We start from the raw sequence: 15,069 nt of genomic DNA, 5'->3' as shown, positions 1-15,069 counted from the left end.
GGTGCGCCGGATACCCGCGGGGCAGCCGTCTAGAAGCCGAGCCAGCGTGCGACGACCGGTCCGAGTACGAAGCCCCACGTCGTCACGCACGCGAACAGCGCGACCGTCACGGCTGCGCTGCCGAGGTCCTTCGCGCGCTTCGAGAGTTCGTGACGCTCGAGCGAGATGCGGTCGATCGCGGCCTCGACGCTCGAGTTCAGCAGCTCGACGATCAGCACGAGCAGCACCGACGCGATCAGCAGCGCACGCGATGCCGCCGGCACCGGTGCGAACGCGCCGATCGGGAGCATCAGCGCGGCGAGCGTGAGCTCCTGGCGAAACGCGCTCTCCTCGCGGATCGCCACGCGAAAGCCGTTCAGTGAATGCTTGAGGGCGTACCAGGCGCGCGTGATGCCGCGGTGGCGCTTGTACGGGTTCGGTGGCAGCGGCGCGAGCCGGTCGTCGGGGCCGAGCGGCTCGTGCGCATGCACGTCCGCGTCGGCGTGCGGCTCTTCCTCGTCGAACGGGCGGTGCCGTTGCGGCGTTGCGTCGGGGGGCGGGATTTTGTCGTTCAGGTCTCGTTTCAAACGGCGGCACCTTCTGCTGGCGAGTACGCGGTCTTCGGCAGCGGCTTCAGATGCGACGCGAACTGCTCGGATGCCGCACGCCACGAGAAGCGTTCGGCCCATGCGCGCGCAGTGGAGCGTTCGATCTTCAGCGCTTCGAGGCAGGCTTCCTGCAGGTCCTCGTGCATCGCGCCGGCGTCGCCTTCGCCGAGCACGTCGATCGGGCCCGTCACGGGATAGGCGGCCACCGGCGTGCCGCAGGCGAGCGCCTCGAGCAGCACGAGGCCGAACGTGTCGGTGCGACTCGGGAACACGAACACGTCGGCCGCAGCATACACCTTGGCGAGCTCGGCCTGTGACAGCACGCCGAGATAGTTTGCTTCCGGATAGCGCGACTTCAGCTCCGCGAGCGCGGGGCCTTCGCCCGCGACCCACTTCGAGCCGGGCAGGTCGAGGCGCAGGAATGCCTCGACGTTCTTCTCGATCGCGACGCGGCCTACGTACAGGAAGATCGGCCGCGCGGTATTGAGCACCTTCGATTCCATCGGCCGGAATACGTCGAGATCGACGCCGCGCGTCCACAGCACGACGTTCGTGAAGCCGAATTTCTCGAGGTCCTGCTTGACGACCGGCGTCGGCGCCATCACCGCGAGCGACGGGCCGTGGAACCAGTGGAGGAAGCGATAGGTCGCGGCGAGCGGGATGCCGAAGCGCGCCTGCACGTATTCCGGAAAGCGCGTGTGGTACGCGGTCGTGTACGGCAGCTTGCGCGAACGCGCGTAGCGTCGCGCGGCGAGGCCGAGCGGGCCTTCGGTCGCGATGTGCAGCGCGTCGGGCGCGAACGCGTCGATCCGCGCGCGCAGCTTGCGGTACGGCAGGATCGACAGGCGGATTTCCGGGTAGGTCGGGCAGGGCACCGTGCGGAATTCCAGCGGCGTCAGCAGTTCGACGCGGTGGCCGAGCGCGGTGAGTTCGCGTGCCGTGCTCTTCAGCGTGCGCACGACGCCGTTGACCTGCGGTTCCCACGCGTCGGTGACGATCATGATCTTCATCGCGGCTTTGTCCTGTAAGTAGGGGTGTGTCAGGCAGTGGCCTTGGCCTTGCGCGACGTGGTCTCCGTCGGTGCGGTGCGCATCACCGTCCAGTAGACGATCTTCAGTTCGCCTTCCATCGTTTCGACGAGCGCGGACAGGCTTTCGACCCAGTCCCCGTCGTTGCAGTACAGCACGCCGTCGATGTCGCGGATCTCCGCCTTGTGGATGTGGCCGCATACGACGCCGTCGCAGCCGCGGCGGCGCGCTTCGTCGGTCATCACGGTCTCGAACTGGGAGATGAAGTTGACGGCGTTCTTGACCTGGTGCTTCAGGTACTGCGACAGCGACCAGTACTGGAAGCCGAGCCGGCTGCGGATCCGGTTGAACCAGCGGTTCAGCACGAGGATCAGCGTGTAGAGCGTGTCGCCGAGGTACGCGAGCCATTTCGCGTGCTGGATCACCCCGTCGAACAGGTCGCCGTGCACGATCCACAAACGTTTGCCCGCGAGCGTCGTGTGGAACGCCTCGCCGCGCACCTGGATGTCGCCGAACGCGAGATCGCAGAACTGCCGCGCGCCTTCGTCGTGATTGCCGGGGATGTAGACGACCTGGGTCCCCTTGCGTGCCTTGCGCAGGATCTTCTGCACGACGTCGTTGTGCGCCTGCGGCCAGTACCAGCCCTTCTTCAGCTGCCAGCCATCGATGATGTCGCCGACGAGGTACAGGTACTCCGAATCGTTGTGGCGCAGGAAGTCGAGCAGGTACGGCGCCTGGCAACCGCTCGAGCCGAGATGGATGTCGGACAGCCAGATGGTGCGGTAGCGATGGGCCGACGAGTCGGGGTCGTCATGCTGCGTGGCGTGCCCGGCAGGCGGGTCTTGCGACACCAGCCCGTCGGCCGTGGCGGAACCGGACAGGAAAGCTGTGGCGGCGCGGGCGCCGATGGGGTGACGGAACAGGGAGGTGGCGGACGATTTCTGGCCCATGCATGACTCGCGCCGGTTGACATTACCGGCATTCCGCCATGCGGGCGTGACTGTGCCATGACAGTCACGAGACGTTCTTATTACGCCAGCTGCAGGGTGTTTAGCAATGAACGACGGGGCGTTGCGTAACCTGCCGTACGGAACCGCCGACCCTTGTCCGGCAAGGCGGTCGGGCCGGACGGGAGTCGCGGAGGCGAGGTGTTTTCGTCTGGTGAATGCGGCGCGTCAGCGCGGTATCGCGACGACGCGCGTGCGTGCGATCCGGTCGTGCGGAAACTGGCGGTCGGCGTGCAGTCGCGCGGCGCCGGCCCATACGGCGATCCATGCGGCGGTGAGCGCGAGCGTGACGGGTACCGACAGGCCAAGGAGCGGATGCAGCGCGAGCGGCGGCAGGAACCACAGCCAGCCGAGCGCATAGCGGACGAGCGCGTGGCCTGCGCTCAGCGGCCGGCCGCTCGACGATTCGAGCCGCAACCGCCAGGTCTTCATCGGCAGCGTCTGGCCGCCGTGGGTCCAGAACCAGACGAAGTACGCGCCGACCACGAGCGCGATCCACGCGGCGAGCAGGTTGTGATGGACGAGGCCGTTGCGTTCCTGCGTCGCGAGGCTGAACGCGAGCCCGGCGAAGAACACCACGCCGAACAGCAGCACACCTTCGTAGAGCAGCGCGGCGAGACGCCGTCGCACGGACGGCGCGGCGGCCGGGGTTTCAGGTGCGTGGGCGTTCGCCACGGGCGTTCAGGAGCCCTTGAACAGCGAGGGTGCGTCGGCGGGCGACACCGGCGCCACGGCAGCTGGCGCGGATGCGGTGCCGGCCGTCGACGATGCGGGTACCGGCGGCGCGACGGCGGCCGAGACCGGCGCCGGTGCGGTGGCCGGGCCGCTTGCCGGGTGTTCGTGCGAATTGACGAGGCGGCGTACGTCCCGGTCGGCGACGGTCGGCGGCGCGCTGACGACGCTCGGCCGGCGGCGGCGCTCGGCGGCAGCGAGACGTTCCTTCTGCTCTTCCGGGAGTTGCTGGTATGCCTTCCACGCACGCTCGCGCGCCTGCGCGGAAAGCTCCTTCGCACTCTGGTAGTTCTCGCGCGCGACGCGGCGCTGCTCGGGCGTCATCTTCGCCCATTCGGTCATCCGGTCCTGCAGGCGTTTTTGGTCATCGGGCGTCAACTTCGCGAAACGCGATGCGATCTTCAGCCATTTTCGCTTACGGGCGTCGCTGAAGCCGTCCCACTGGTCGGCAAACGGCGCCAGTGCCGCGTGTTGTGCCGGCGTGAGGCGTGCCCACGACAGCGGGCCGGTAGCGGCCGGCAGCGGCAGGGGAAGGGGCAGCGGGGGCAGTTCGGTGGTCAGCCCGGTCGCGGCCGATGCGGGCGCGGCAGGGCTGGTGGCCGCGGCGGTGGTCGTCGCGGGGGCCGGGTGGAATCGTGGGTACGTGGCGACGTAGGAAACGGCGATCGCGATTACGCATCCGAAAAATACGGCCAGGCCGCGCTTCTGACTCACCCGTGCGATCCCCTCGTTATTGTCTGTTAGTGAGCGCGCGACAGATACGCGTTGAACCCGTGATCGAGATACGCGTTGAGCGGCAGGTCGTCGCTGAGCATCGCCGCGTCGATGTCGGCGAGTTCGGCGGTGCGCTGCATGTCTTCCCAGTAGGCGATGCCGACGAGCCCCGCGAGCAGCAGCGCCAACGGCCACGCGCGCAGCAGGCGGCGCGCGAACGACGCCTGCGGGCGGCTCGCGGGCGCCGTGCCGTACGCACCGGCCGCGCCGGCGAAGGCCGGCACGAACACCGGCACGGTCGCTGCTTCGGGCTTCTTGCGCGCGAGCGCAGCCCGGCGGGCGACGGCCAGGCGGTCGGTGGTCGCGGCAGGCAGGTCGGCCGCGCGCTCGTCCAGCGCGCGGCGAACCTTCAACGCGAATTCGTGTTCTCGATTTGCGGGAGCGGAGCTCATAGCGTGATTCCTTTGGCCTTGAGCGCGTGCGCCAGCGTGTGGGTGGCCCGTGAGCAGTGCGTCTTCACGCTGCCCTCGGAGCACCCCATTGCGGCGGCAGTCTCGGCGACATCCATATCTTCCCAATAACGCATCAGGAACGCTTCCCGTTGACGCGCCGGAAGTTTCTGGATTTCTTCGTCGATCAGGGCCAGAACCTGCTCACGTTCGAGGCGGTGCTCGCTGCTTTCGACGCCCGCGTTGTCGTCCGCGGATTCGAGGGTTTCGAGCGGGTCGAAGTCTTCGTCGTCGCTGTTGTTCAGCGACGAGAAGAGCGTGACCCATGTGTTGCGGACTTTCTGCCGGCGGAACCAGTCGTGGATCGCGTTCTGCAGGATCCGCTGAAAAAGCAGCGGGAGCTCGGCCGCCGGCCGGTCGCCGTACTTCTCCGCAAGCTTGATCATCGCGTCCTGCACGATGTCGAGCGACGCATCGTCGTCACGCACGGCGTACGCAGCCTGCTTGAACGCGCGCCTTTCGACGCCCGCCAGAAAGTCGGCGAGTTCCTTGTCTGATGCCATTCCGTGAAGGTATGCGCTGCGGGCCGCTGCGTGGTGTAAAAGGTCGAAAAATTTCGTAAAACCCGCGGATGCTATCAAATTTTCGCGCCGCTTGGCACCGGGTTGGGCGCCGTACGTTGCGCGCGAGCCGCGGCGGCGGGGTGCCGGGCGGCGCGCATGATGCGGTGCGGGATATTTTGCTTGACGGCCCAATCACGACCCGCTATCGTCAATGATTCGCAACATGAAGTGATGGTCTCATTTGAGGCTGGCCCAAGAAGCCTGCCCTTCAAACTGGACGCGCCGCTTGAACCCGAGCCACAAGCCCGGCAGAGAGCACCCGATCAATTTTTTGCCGAAAATTCGAAAGGTCAAAATGAACATGCCCAGCGCGGAATTCTCCACGTCGGAACCCCTTTCCCCTCCCGATAGCGACTCCATCGGCGGTACCGTGCTCATGAAGGCACTGGCCGATGAAAACGTCGAATTCATCTGGGGCTACCCCGGCGGCTCGGTACTCTACATCTACGACGAGCTTTACAAGCAGGACAAGATTCAGCACGTGCTGGTGCGCCACGAACAGGCGGCCGTGCACGCAGCCGATGCGTATGCGCGTTCCACCGGCAATGTCGGCGTCTGTCTCGTGACGTCGGGCCCCGGTGTCACCAACGCGGTGACCGGCATCGCCACGGCGTACATGGATTCGATTCCGATGGTCGTGATCAGCGGCCAGGTGCCCACGGCCGCGATCGGCCAGGATGCCTTCCAGGAGTGCGACACCGTCGGCATCACGCGTCCGTGCGTGAAGCACAACTTCCTCGTGAAGGACGTGCGCGACCTCGCGGAAACCGTCAAGAAGGCGTTTTATATCGCCCGCACCGGCCGTCCGGGCCCGGTGCTGATCGACATCCCGAAGGACATCTCGAAGACGCCGTGCGAATACGAGCCCGTCAAGAGCGTGTCGCTGCGTTCGTACAACCCGGTCACGAAGGGCCATTCGGGCCAGATCCGCAAGGCCGTGTCGCTGCTGTTGACGGCGAAGCGTCCGTACATCTACACGGGTGGCGGCATCATCCTCGCCGACGCATCGCGCGAACTGAACCAGTTCGCGGACCTGCTCGGCTACCCGGTCACGAACACGCTGATGGGCCTCGGCGGCTATCGCGCGTCGGACAAGAAATTCCTCGGCATGCTCGGCATGCACGGCACCTACGAAGCGAACATGGCGATGCAGCACTGCGACGTGCTGATCGCGATCGGTGCCCGCTTCGATGATCGCGTAATCGGCGACCCGGCGCACTTCGCGTCGCGTCCGCGCAAGATCATCCACATCGACATCGACCCGTCGTCGATCTCGAAGCGTGTGAAGGTCGACATCCCGATCGTCGGCGACGTGAAGGAAGTGCTGAAGGAGCTGATCGAGCAGCTGCAGACGGCCGAGCATGGCCCCGACACCGAGGCGCTCGCGCAATGGTGGAAGGACATCGAGGGCTGGCGCGCGAAGGACTGCCTGAAGTACGACCGCGAAAGCGAGATCATCAAGCCGCAGTACGTGGTCGAGAAGGCGTGGGAGCTGACGGACGGCAATGCGTTCGTGTGCTCGGACGTCGGCCAGCACCAGATGTGGGCGGCGCAGTTCTACCGTTTCAACAAGCCGCGTCGCTGGATCAACTCCGGCGGCCTCGGCACGATGGGCTTCGGCCTGCCGGCAGCGATGGGCGTCAAGATGGCGCACCCGGACGACGACGTGCTGTGCATCACGGGCGAAGGCTCGATCCAGATGTGCATCCAGGAACTGTCGACCTGCCTGCAGTACGACACGCCCGTGAAGATCATTTCGCTGAACAACCGCTATCTCGGCATGGTTCGCCAGTGGCAGCAGATCGAATACAGCAAGCGCTATTCGCATTCGTACATGGATGCACTGCCTGATTTCGTGAAGCTCGCCGAAGCGTACGGCCATGTCGGCATGCGGATCGAAAAGACCTCGGATGTGGAGCCGGCGCTGAAGGAAGCGCTGCGCCTGAAGGACCGCACCGTGTTTCTCGACTTCCAGACCGATCCGACCGAAAACGTCTGGCCGATGGTACAGGCCGGCAAGGGCATCACCGAGATGCTGCTCGGATCGGAAGATCTGTAACGGCGCGACGCGCGCCTGAGCCCGCTGCGGCCGCCTTCACGAAGGGCGGCGCGGCACGCGGCAGCGCGCGGCGCGAGGGAATCGACACGGACACATTCTGGAAGAAGCGAACATGAGACACATCATTTCCGTCCTGCTGGAGAACGAACCGGGCGCGCTGTCGCGCGTGGTCGGTCTGTTTTCCGCACGCGGCTACAACATCGAAACCTTGACGGTGGCGCCGACCGAAGACCAATCGCTGTCGCGGCTCACCATCGTTTCCATTGGCTCCGACGACGTGATCGAACAGATCACGAAGCATCTGAACCGCCTGATCGAGGTGGTGAAAGTGGTGGACCTGACCGACGGTGCACACATCGAACGCGAGCTGATGCTGATCAAGGTACGTGCAGTGGGCAAGGAGCGCGAAGAAATGAAGCGGATGGCGGACATTTTCCGCGGCCGCATCATCGACGTGACCGAAAAGACCTACACGATCGAATTGACGGGCGCGAGCGACAAGCTCGACGCATTCATCCAGGGGCTGGACGCGGGCGCGATCCTTGAGACCGTGCGCACCGGCAGCTCCGGCATCGGACGCGGCGAGCGCATCCTGAAGGTGTGATGCCAGACAGGCACGCCGGGTGCGCCGTCATGTCCCGGCCCGCAGTACTCCATCCGAACGAATTGTTGAATTTTTGAATTAGCGAAGGAACCATCATGAACGTTTTCTACGACAAAGACGCTGACCTCTCCCTCATCAAGGGCAAGCAAGTCACGATCATCGGCTACGGCTCGCAAGGCCATGCACACGCGCTGAACCTGAAGGACAGCGGCGTGAACGTGACGGTCGGCCTGCGCAAGGGCGGCGCGTCGTGGAGCAAGGCCGAAAACGCAGGCCTGTCGGTCAAGGAAGTCGCGGAAGCGGTGAAGAGCGCCGACGTCGTGATGATGCTGCTGCCGGACGAGCAGATCGCCGACGTGTACGCGAAGGAAGTCCACGCGAACATCAAGCAGGGCGCGGCGCTGGCATTCGCGCACGGCTTCAACGTCCACTACGGTGCGGTGATCCCGCGCGCCGACCTCGACGTGATCATGATCGCGCCGAAGGCACCGGGCCACACGGTTCGCGGCACGTACTCGCAAGGTGGCGGCGTGCCGCACCTGATCGCGGTTGCGCAGAACAAGTCGGGCGCGGCACGCGACATCGCGCTGTCGTACGCGGCAGCGAACGGCGGCGGCCGTGCAGGCATCATCGAAACCAACTTCCGTGAAGAAACCGAAACCGACCTGTTCGGCGAGCAGGCCGTGCTGTGCGGCGGTACCGTCGAGCTGATCAAGGCGGGTTTCGAGACGCTGGTCGAAGCAGGCTACGCGCCGGAAATGGCGTACTTCGAGTGCCTGCATGAACTGAAGCTGATCGTCGACCTGATCTACGAAGGCGGCATCGCGAACATGAACTACTCGATCTCGAACAACGCCGAGTACGGCGAGTACGTGACGGGCCCGCGCATCGTCACGGAAGAGACGAAGAAGGCGATGAAGCAGTGCCTGACCGACATCCAGACGGGCGAGTACGCGAAGAGCTTCATTCTCGAGAACAAGGCAGGCGCGCCGACGCTGCAGTCGCGCCGCCGCCTGACGGCCGAGCACCAGATCGAGCAGGTCGGCTCGAAGCTGCGCGCGATGATGCCGTGGATCGCGAAGAACAAGCTCGTCGACCAGTCGAAGAACTAAGCACCGCGTGCTGTTCCGGCCCCTCGAATAGAGGGCCGGTACCAAAAAGCCGCCCGAAGGCAGCAGTGCCCCGGGCGGCTTTTGCTATCCTACGGGCTTTGCAATTCACCGAACACAGAACGAATCCATGAACTATCCTCATCCGATCATCGCGCGCGAAGGCTGGCCGTTCATCGCGATTGCAGCCGTCATCGCGCTGTTGATCCATGCTGTCGGGGGCTTCGGCTTCGCGTGGCCGTTCTGGCTGCTGCTCGTCTTCGTCGTCCAGTTCTTCCGCGACCCGCAGCGCCCGATCCCGGCGCAGCCGAACGCGGTGCTGTGCCCGGCGGACGGCCGCATCGTCGCGGTCGAGACCACGCAAGATCCGTACGCGAACCGCGAAGCGCTGAAGATCAGCGTGTTCATGAATGTCTTCAACGTCCATTCGCAGCGTTCGCCGGTCGATGGCGCGATCTCGAAGGTCGAGTACTTCCCGGGCGCGTTCCTGAACGCGGCGATCGACAAGGCGTCGACCGAGAACGAGCGCAATGCGGTCGTGATCCAGACGGCGAGCGGCAAGACCGTGACCGCCGTGCAGATCGCCGGCCTCGTCGCACGCCGGATCCTCTGCTACGTGCGCGCGGGCGAACCGCTGTCGCGCGGTCAGCGCTACGGTTTCATCCGCTTCGGTTCGCGCGTCGACGTGTACCTGCCGCTCGGCAGCCGCGCGAAGGTGTCGATCGGCGAGAAGGTCTACGCGTCGTCGACGATCCTCGCCGAGCTCGAACAGTAAGCGGCGGGGCGCACGATGGCCGCATTCAAACCGCGTCGGCCGCGCAACGGCGCCGGCCAGACGCCACGCCCGTTCCGGCGCAACAAGGTGATGGCGCCCGATGCGGCGCCGCTCGAAAGCCGCCGTGCCGCGCGCCAGCGGTTCCTGAAGACGCGCGGCATCTATCTGTTGCCGAACGCGTTCACGACCGCCGCGCTGTTCTGCGGCTTCTTCGCAGTCGTGCAGGCGATGAACGTGCGCTTCGAGATTGCCGCGATCGCGATTTTCGTCGCGATGGTGCTCGACGGGATGGACGGGCGCGTGGCACGCATGACGCATACGCAGAGCGCGTTCGGCGAGCAGTTCGACAGCCTGTCGGACATGGTGTCGTTCGGCGTCGCGCCGGCGCTCGTGATGTACGAGTGGGTGCTGAAGGATCTGGGCCGCTGGGGCTGGCTCGCCGCGTTCGTGTATTGCTCGGGCGCCGCGCTGCGCCTCGCGCGCTTCAATACGAACATCGGCAGCGTCGACAAGCGTTTCTTCCAGGGGCTGCCGAGCCCGGCCGCCGCCGCACTGATCGCGGGCTTCGTGTGGCTCGCCACCGACAACCGCGTGCCGATGAAGCTCGGCTGGCTGCCGTGGGTCGCGTTCGCGCTGACGATCTATGCGGGCGTGACGATGGTGTCGAACGCGCCGTTCTACAGCGGCAAGGCGCTCGACGTGCGGCACCGCGTGCCGTTCGCGGCGATCCTGCTGGTCGTCGTCGCGTTCGTGCTCGTGTCGTCCGATCCGCCGCTGATGCTGTTCTGCCTGTTCGTGCTGTACGGGCTGTCCGGCTACGTGTTCTGGGGCTACATGGCGATCCGCGGGCGCGCGAATCCGGCGCGCTCGTCGCAGCGCGATCACTGACGCACGCGCATTCCTTGCCCGGAAACGGCGGCCTCGAGGCCGCCGTTTTCATTTGTCCCTCGTTCGACCCGGGCCGCCGGAAACCCCGGGTGCCGTCCGATTGCGCACCCAACGGAATGCCGCTATAGTCTTTGGCATGACTGCATTTTCCCGCCTCTCCCTCCTTCTAGCCGGTGCGCCGCTACGCGCGCTAGCTTTGGCGCGCCTGCCGCGCTGACCGTTCTCGCCCCCCGTCAAGCTTCGTCTGTTGTCGAGCGTCGCCAGCGGTGGCGCGATCTCGTTACGTTTGACTTCCGTATAAAGAGCCCTGGAGCCCCCCATGACAGACAAGCTGATCATTTTCGATACGACGTTGCGTGACGGCGAACAATCGCCCGGTGCGTCGATGACGAAGGAAGAGAAAATCCGCATCGCGAAGCACCTCGAGCGGATGAAGGTGGACGTGATCGAGGCCGGCTTCGCCGCCAGCTCGAACGGCGATTTCGACGCGATCCACACGATCGCCGGTCTCGTGAAGGACAGCACGATCTGCTCGCTGGCGCGCGCCAACGACAAGGACATCCAGCGCGCCGCTGACGCGCTGAAGCCGGCCAACAGCGCGCGGATCCACACGTTCATCGCGACGTCGCCGCTGCACATGGAGAAGAAGCTGCGGATGACGCCGGACCAGGTGTTCGAGCAGGCGCGTCTCGCGGTGCGTTTCGCGCGCAAGTTCACCGACAACGTCGAATTCTCGCCGGAAGACGGCAGCCGCTCGGATCTCGACTTCCTGTGCCGTGTGCTGGAAGCCGTGATCGCGGAAGGTGCGACGACGATCAACATCGCCGACACGGTCGGCTACGGCGTGCCGGAGCTGTACGGCAACCTGGTGAAGACGCTGCGGGAGCGCATTCCGAACTCGGACAAGGCGATCTTCTCGGTGCATTGCCACAACGACCTCGGGATGGCGGTGGCGAACTCGCTCGCCGGCGTGAAGATCGGCGGTGCGCGCCAGATCGAGTGCACGATCAACGGCCTCGGCGAGCGCGCGGGCAACACGTCGCTCGAAGAAATCGTGATGGCCGTGAAGACCCGCAAGGACTACTTCGGCCTCGACGTCGGCATCGACACGACGCAGATCGTGCCGACGTCGAAGCTCGTGTCGCAGATCACCGGCTTCGTCGTGCAGCCGAACAAGGCGGTGGTCGGCGCGAACGCGTTCGCGCATGCGTCGGGCATTCACCAGGACGGCGTGCTGAAGGCGCGCGACACCTACGAGATCATGCGCGCGGAAGACGTGGGCTGGACCGCGAACAAGATCGTGCTCGGCAAGCTGTCGGGCCGCAACGCGTTCAAGCAGCGCCTGCAGGAGCTCGGCGTGGCGCTCGACAGCGAGAGCGAACTCAATGCCGCGTTCATGCGCTTCAAGGATCTGGCCGACCGCAAGGCCGAGATCTTCGACGAAGACATCATCGCGATCGTGTCCGAGGAGTCGGCGCTCGCGCACGAGCAGGAGCACTTCAAGTTCGTGTCGCTGTCGCAGCGTTCGGAGACGGGCGAGCAACCGCAGGCGAAAATCGTGTTCGCGGTCGAAGGCAAGGAAGTGACCGGTGAAGCGCGCGGCAACGGCCCGGTCGACGCGACGTTCAATGCGATCGAGGGCGAAGTCGGCAGCGGGTCGGAGCTGCTGCTGTACTCGGTGAACGCGATCACGACCGGCACGCAGGCGCAGGGCGAAGTGACCGTCCGGCTGTCGAAGAGCGGACGGATCGTCAACGGCGTCGGCACCGATCCGGACATCGTCGCCGCATCCGCGAAGGCGTACATCTCCGCACTGAACAAGCTGCATTCGAAGGATGACAAGGTCAATCCGCAGCGCGCATAAGCGCAGCGCGCTGCGCATCACCGAAACGCCCCGTGCGGCCCTGCGCCGCCGGGGCGTTTTTCATGCGCCGCTCATTGACCGCTCATTCGGCGGCCGGCGCACGGAACAGCCAGCGGCGCGCGGCCGTGCGCGGCGCCGGGCTGCGCCGCCGGAACTCGACCGCGATGCCGCGTCGCGGCGCATCGGCGACGAACGCGTCGAGCAGTTCGAGCACGTCGTGATCGATATAGTCGGCGCGCGTCGCGTCGATGATCACCGCGGCCCGGTCGGGAATGTGTCGCAGGTGATGCTTGACCTGCACCTTGCCGAGAAACGACACATCCTTGCGGAACGACAGCAGGAAGTGGTCGTCGTGCTGCGCGAGCGTGACGGGGCTCTTCAGGTTCGCGACGGCGACCGCCAGCACGCTGCAGGCAAGGCCGAGCGCGATGCCGAACAGCAGGTCGACCGCGAGCACGCCGGCAATCGTCGCGGCGAACGGCACGAACGCGGCTGGCCCCTGTTTCATCACCGAGCGGAACAGAGCCGGTTTCGCGAGCTTGAAGCCGGTGTGGATCAGGATCGCGGCCAGGCTCGCGAGCGGGATCAGGTTGATCAGGCCGGTGAGCGCGAACACGCTCGCGAGCAGCAGCATCCCGTGCACGATCGCCGACATCCGGCTTTGCGCGCCTGCATTGACGTTCACCGAGCTGCGCACGATCACCGACGTAATCGGCAGCCCTCCGACCGCGCCGGCGACGAGATTGCCGACGCCCTGGGCCTTGAGCTCGCGGTCAGGCTGGGTCGGCCGGCGCTTCGGGTCGATCTGCTCGACCGCTTCGAGGCTCAGCAGCGTCTCGAGGCTTGCGACGACCGCAAGCGTGATCGCGACGCGCCACACGTCCGGATTGACCAGCTGCGCGAAGTTCGGGCCGAGCTCCGCATGCTTGAGCGACGCCGCGAAGGCTGCGAACGATCCGAGTTCGGGCAACGTCACGCGGTGGGCGGCGCCCGGTGCAACTGACGGCGCGACGACGCCCAGCACGAGCGTGGCGCCGATGCCGAGCACGACCACGGCGAGCGGGGCCGGCACTGAACGCACGAACGCGAAGCGGCGCAGCGCGGGCGTGTCCCACGCGACCAGCAGCGCGAGCGAGGCGAGCGCGATGGCCGTCGCGGCCCACGCGACAGGCAGGCCCGGCCAATTTGCAAACGATTGCGCAGCCGACCCGCCGATACCGAAGGCGAACGGAATCTGCTTCACGATCAGCAGGAGGCCGATCGCGGCGAGCATGCCCTTGATGACGGGCGACGGCACATAGGCGGCGAAGCGGCCGGCGCGCAGCATGCCGAACCCGAACTGCAGTACGCCGGACAGCAGCACCGCGAGCAGGAACGCGGAGAAGCTGCCGAGTTGCGCGATGCCTTCTACGACGATCACGACGAGACCGGCGGCCGGCCCGCTGACGGACAGCGACGAGCCGCTCAGCAATGCGACGACGATGCCGCCGACGATGCCGGACACGAGCCCGGCGAATGGCTCGACGCCGGACGCATTGGCGATGCCGAGGCACAGTGGCAGCGCGACGAGGAAAACGACGACGCCGGCGACGATGTCGCGCGGCAGGGTGGACAGGCGCTCGTTCAGTTTCATGGTTGGGGCGATTTCATTGGCTTTGGGGGCGGGTAGGTCAGCCGAGCGCATCGGCCGTTGCGGCCTGTACCGGTTCGACGTCGGCGGGCGGAGTCGTATAGCCGGAATCGAGCTCGAGCAGGCGGCCGTCGGCGAGCGAAAAGATCCAGCCATGCACGAGCGGCGGACGTTCGCGGCCCTGCACGATCGGGGACGCGCGCAGCAGCCGCACCTGTTCGAGCACGTTGAGTTCGGCGAGGCGGTCGGCGGCGGCCGTGTCGTCGAGCCCGTCGAGCGTGTCACGATGGCGTCGCGCGAGCGCGCACAACGGTGCGATGCGGCGCGCGACGTGCGGCAGGTCGGACGGCGGCGGCAGCAGCGATGCGCGTACGCCGCCGCAACCGTAGTGCCCGCACACGATCACGTGGTCGACCTGCAGTACGCGTACCGCGTACTCGAGCACGCTGGCGGAATTGTCGTCGTCGGGATGGAACAGGTTCGCGATGTTGCGATGGACGAACAACTCGCCGGGCGCGCTGTGCGTGATGGTCTCGGCCGGCACGCGGCTGTCGGCGCAGCCGATCCACAGCACGCGCGGATTCTGGCCGCGCGCGAGCGCGTCGAAGAAGCCGGGCGTGTGTTCGCGCGTTTCGCGGGCCCAGGCGATGTTGGCAACCAGCATGCTCTTGGGGCGATTCATGAGGACTCCTTTGTGATAAGGGCAAGCGAATATCGGCAAAAATGTCGCAACAGCATTCTTTCTAAATTGAAAGGTTTAGTTTCGACTGATATTAGGGGTATGCCCTAGCACTTCGGGTGTGCTGAAACAATTTGTTTCAAATTGATTTGGCGTAGTGCATTGCGTGCACCAATTCGCCGCATGACATGCACTGCGCGTGCCTGTTTCCCCGTTAAGCCCCGCATGACGGGGATGTCAGCGTATTGCCATCGGTATGTCATCGATCGGAAAAGATTTCCGTCGCATTTTCCGAATTAATGGGGAAGCGGAAAAAAGGAA

At 65.6% G+C, this 15,069-nt stretch carries 15 protein-coding genes; 6 read left to right on the top strand and 9 right to left on the bottom strand.

The genetic code is table 11. The features are described 5' to 3' along the window. Positions 1–29: 29 nt before the first annotated feature. From LXE91_RS00305 to LXE91_RS00275, 7 genes are all read right to left on the bottom strand, one after another. Complete coding sequence (locus tag LXE91_RS00305; RefSeq protein ID WP_039370536.1) at positions 30–566, bottom strand: diacylglycerol kinase; 537 nt, start codon at positions 564–566, stop codon at positions 30–32. Continuing rightward, positions 563–1,597 (bottom strand): glycosyltransferase family 4 protein, encoded by a 1,035-nt coding sequence (locus LXE91_RS00300; protein WP_039370539.1) that lies wholly within the window; start codon positions 1,595–1,597, stop codon positions 563–565. The genes LXE91_RS00305 and LXE91_RS00300 overlap by 4 nt, the downstream gene beginning before the upstream one ends. A gap of 29 nt (positions 1,598–1,626) precedes the next feature. Further along, positions 1,627–2,565: a UDP-2,3-diacylglucosamine diphosphatase gene (locus LXE91_RS00295; protein ID WP_039370541.1), complete on the bottom strand. Its 939-nt coding sequence runs from the start codon at positions 2,563–2,565 to the stop codon at positions 1,627–1,629. 225 nt (positions 2,566–2,790) lie between these two features. Next, positions 2,791–3,297 carry an RDD family protein gene (locus LXE91_RS00290; RefSeq protein WP_039370544.1) on the bottom strand — a complete coding sequence of 169 codons (507 nt, stop codon included), beginning with the start codon at positions 3,295–3,297 and terminating at the stop codon, positions 2,791–2,793. Positions 3,298–3,303: 6 nt separating this feature from the next. Then, positions 3,304–4,068, bottom strand: coding sequence for a DUF3106 domain-containing protein (locus LXE91_RS00285; RefSeq protein WP_039370548.1), 765 nt, complete (start codon positions 4,066–4,068; stop codon positions 3,304–3,306). 26 nt (positions 4,069–4,094) lie between these two features. Further along, positions 4,095–4,520, bottom strand: a complete 426-nt coding sequence (locus LXE91_RS00280) for a DUF3619 family protein (RefSeq protein WP_039370552.1) — start codon at positions 4,518–4,520, stop codon at positions 4,095–4,097. After that, positions 4,517–5,080, bottom strand: a complete 564-nt coding sequence (locus tag LXE91_RS00275; protein WP_039370555.1) for an RNA polymerase sigma factor — start codon at positions 5,078–5,080, stop codon at positions 4,517–4,519. The genes LXE91_RS00280 and LXE91_RS00275 overlap by 4 nt, the downstream gene beginning before the upstream one ends. A gap of 355 nt (positions 5,081–5,435) precedes the next feature. Between LXE91_RS00275 and LXE91_RS00270 the strand changes: the two genes are divergently transcribed. The 6 genes from LXE91_RS00270 to LXE91_RS00245 all read left to right on the top strand — a co-directional run bounded on the left by LXE91_RS00270 (position 5,436) and on the right by LXE91_RS00245 (position 12,439). Next, entirely contained in the window at positions 5,436–7,199 is a 1,764-nt protein-coding gene (locus tag LXE91_RS00270; RefSeq protein ID WP_039370559.1) for an acetolactate synthase 3 catalytic subunit, read from the top strand. 112 nt (positions 7,200–7,311) lie between these two features. Further along, the gene (ilvN, locus tag LXE91_RS00265; RefSeq protein ID WP_011352712.1) at positions 7,312–7,803 is read left to right on the top strand and encodes an acetolactate synthase small subunit; all 492 of its coding nucleotides are present in this window, start codon (positions 7,312–7,314) and stop codon (positions 7,801–7,803) included. 95 nt (positions 7,804–7,898) lie between these two features. Beyond that, on the top strand, positions 7,899–8,915 hold the full coding sequence (gene ilvC, locus LXE91_RS00260) for a ketol-acid reductoisomerase (RefSeq protein ID WP_039370562.1): 1,017 nt from the start codon (positions 7,899–7,901) through the stop codon (positions 8,913–8,915). Between the two features lie 127 nt (positions 8,916–9,042). Continuing rightward, a complete protein-coding gene (locus tag LXE91_RS00255; protein ID WP_039370565.1) occupies positions 9,043–9,687 on the top strand; it encodes a phosphatidylserine decarboxylase in 645 nt (214 codons plus the stop codon). A 15-nt stretch (positions 9,688–9,702) separates the two neighbouring features. Next, positions 9,703–10,575, top strand: a complete 873-nt coding sequence (gene pssA, locus LXE91_RS00250; RefSeq protein ID WP_039370569.1) for a CDP-diacylglycerol--serine O-phosphatidyltransferase — start codon at positions 9,703–9,705, stop codon at positions 10,573–10,575. Between the two features lie 319 nt (positions 10,576–10,894). After that, a complete protein-coding gene (locus tag LXE91_RS00245; RefSeq protein ID WP_039370571.1) occupies positions 10,895–12,439 on the top strand; it encodes a 2-isopropylmalate synthase in 1,545 nt (514 codons plus the stop codon). An 82-nt stretch (positions 12,440–12,521) separates the two neighbouring features. Here LXE91_RS00245 and LXE91_RS00240 read toward each other — a convergent pair whose 3' ends face one another. Together LXE91_RS00240 and LXE91_RS00235 are read right to left on the bottom strand one after the other, a co-directional pair. Then, entirely contained in the window at positions 12,522–14,072 is a 1,551-nt protein-coding gene (locus LXE91_RS00240; RefSeq protein ID WP_039370574.1) for a SulP family inorganic anion transporter, read from the bottom strand. A 37-nt stretch (positions 14,073–14,109) separates the two neighbouring features. Continuing rightward, positions 14,110–14,751: a carbonic anhydrase gene (locus tag LXE91_RS00235; protein WP_039370576.1), complete on the bottom strand. Its 642-nt coding sequence runs from the start codon at positions 14,749–14,751 to the stop codon at positions 14,110–14,112. Between the last annotated feature and the right edge of the window lie 318 nt (positions 14,752–15,069).

The organism is Burkholderia contaminans, from assembly GCF_029633825.1.
Classification (GTDB): domain Bacteria; phylum Pseudomonadota; class Gammaproteobacteria; order Burkholderiales; family Burkholderiaceae; genus Burkholderia; species Burkholderia contaminans.
The sequence above is the reverse complement of the archived record's forward strand: the minus strand, read 5'-3'. Positions and strand labels throughout refer to the sequence as shown.

Coding starts and splice junctions, on each gene's coding strand:
- LXE91_RS00270 (WP_039370559.1), top strand. CDS start 5,436: ATGAACATGCCCAGCGCGGAATTCTCCACGTCGGAACCCCTTTCCCCT.
- LXE91_RS00300 (WP_039370539.1), bottom strand. CDS start 1,597: ATGAAGATCATGATCGTCACCGACGCGTGGGAACCGCAGGTCAACGGC.
- LXE91_RS00280 (WP_039370552.1), bottom strand. CDS start 4,520: ATGAGCTCCGCTCCCGCAAATCGAGAACACGAATTCGCGTTGAAGGTT.
- pssA (WP_039370569.1), top strand. CDS start 9,703: ATGGCCGCATTCAAACCGCGTCGGCCGCGCAACGGCGCCGGCCAGACG.
- ilvC (WP_039370562.1), top strand. CDS start 7,899: ATGAACGTTTTCTACGACAAAGACGCTGACCTCTCCCTCATCAAGGGC.
- LXE91_RS00275 (WP_039370555.1), bottom strand. CDS start 5,080: ATGGCATCAGACAAGGAACTCGCCGACTTTCTGGCGGGCGTCGAAAGG.
- LXE91_RS00245 (WP_039370571.1), top strand. CDS start 10,895: ATGACAGACAAGCTGATCATTTTCGATACGACGTTGCGTGACGGCGAA.
- LXE91_RS00235 (WP_039370576.1), bottom strand. CDS start 14,751: ATGAATCGCCCCAAGAGCATGCTGGTTGCCAACATCGCCTGGGCCCGC.
- LXE91_RS00240 (WP_039370574.1), bottom strand. CDS start 14,072: ATGAAACTGAACGAGCGCCTGTCCACCCTGCCGCGCGACATCGTCGCC.
- LXE91_RS00295 (WP_039370541.1), bottom strand. CDS start 2,565: ATGGGCCAGAAATCGTCCGCCACCTCCCTGTTCCGTCACCCCATCGGC.
- LXE91_RS00255 (WP_039370565.1), top strand. CDS start 9,043: ATGAACTATCCTCATCCGATCATCGCGCGCGAAGGCTGGCCGTTCATC.
- ilvN (WP_011352712.1), top strand. CDS start 7,312: ATGAGACACATCATTTCCGTCCTGCTGGAGAACGAACCGGGCGCGCTG.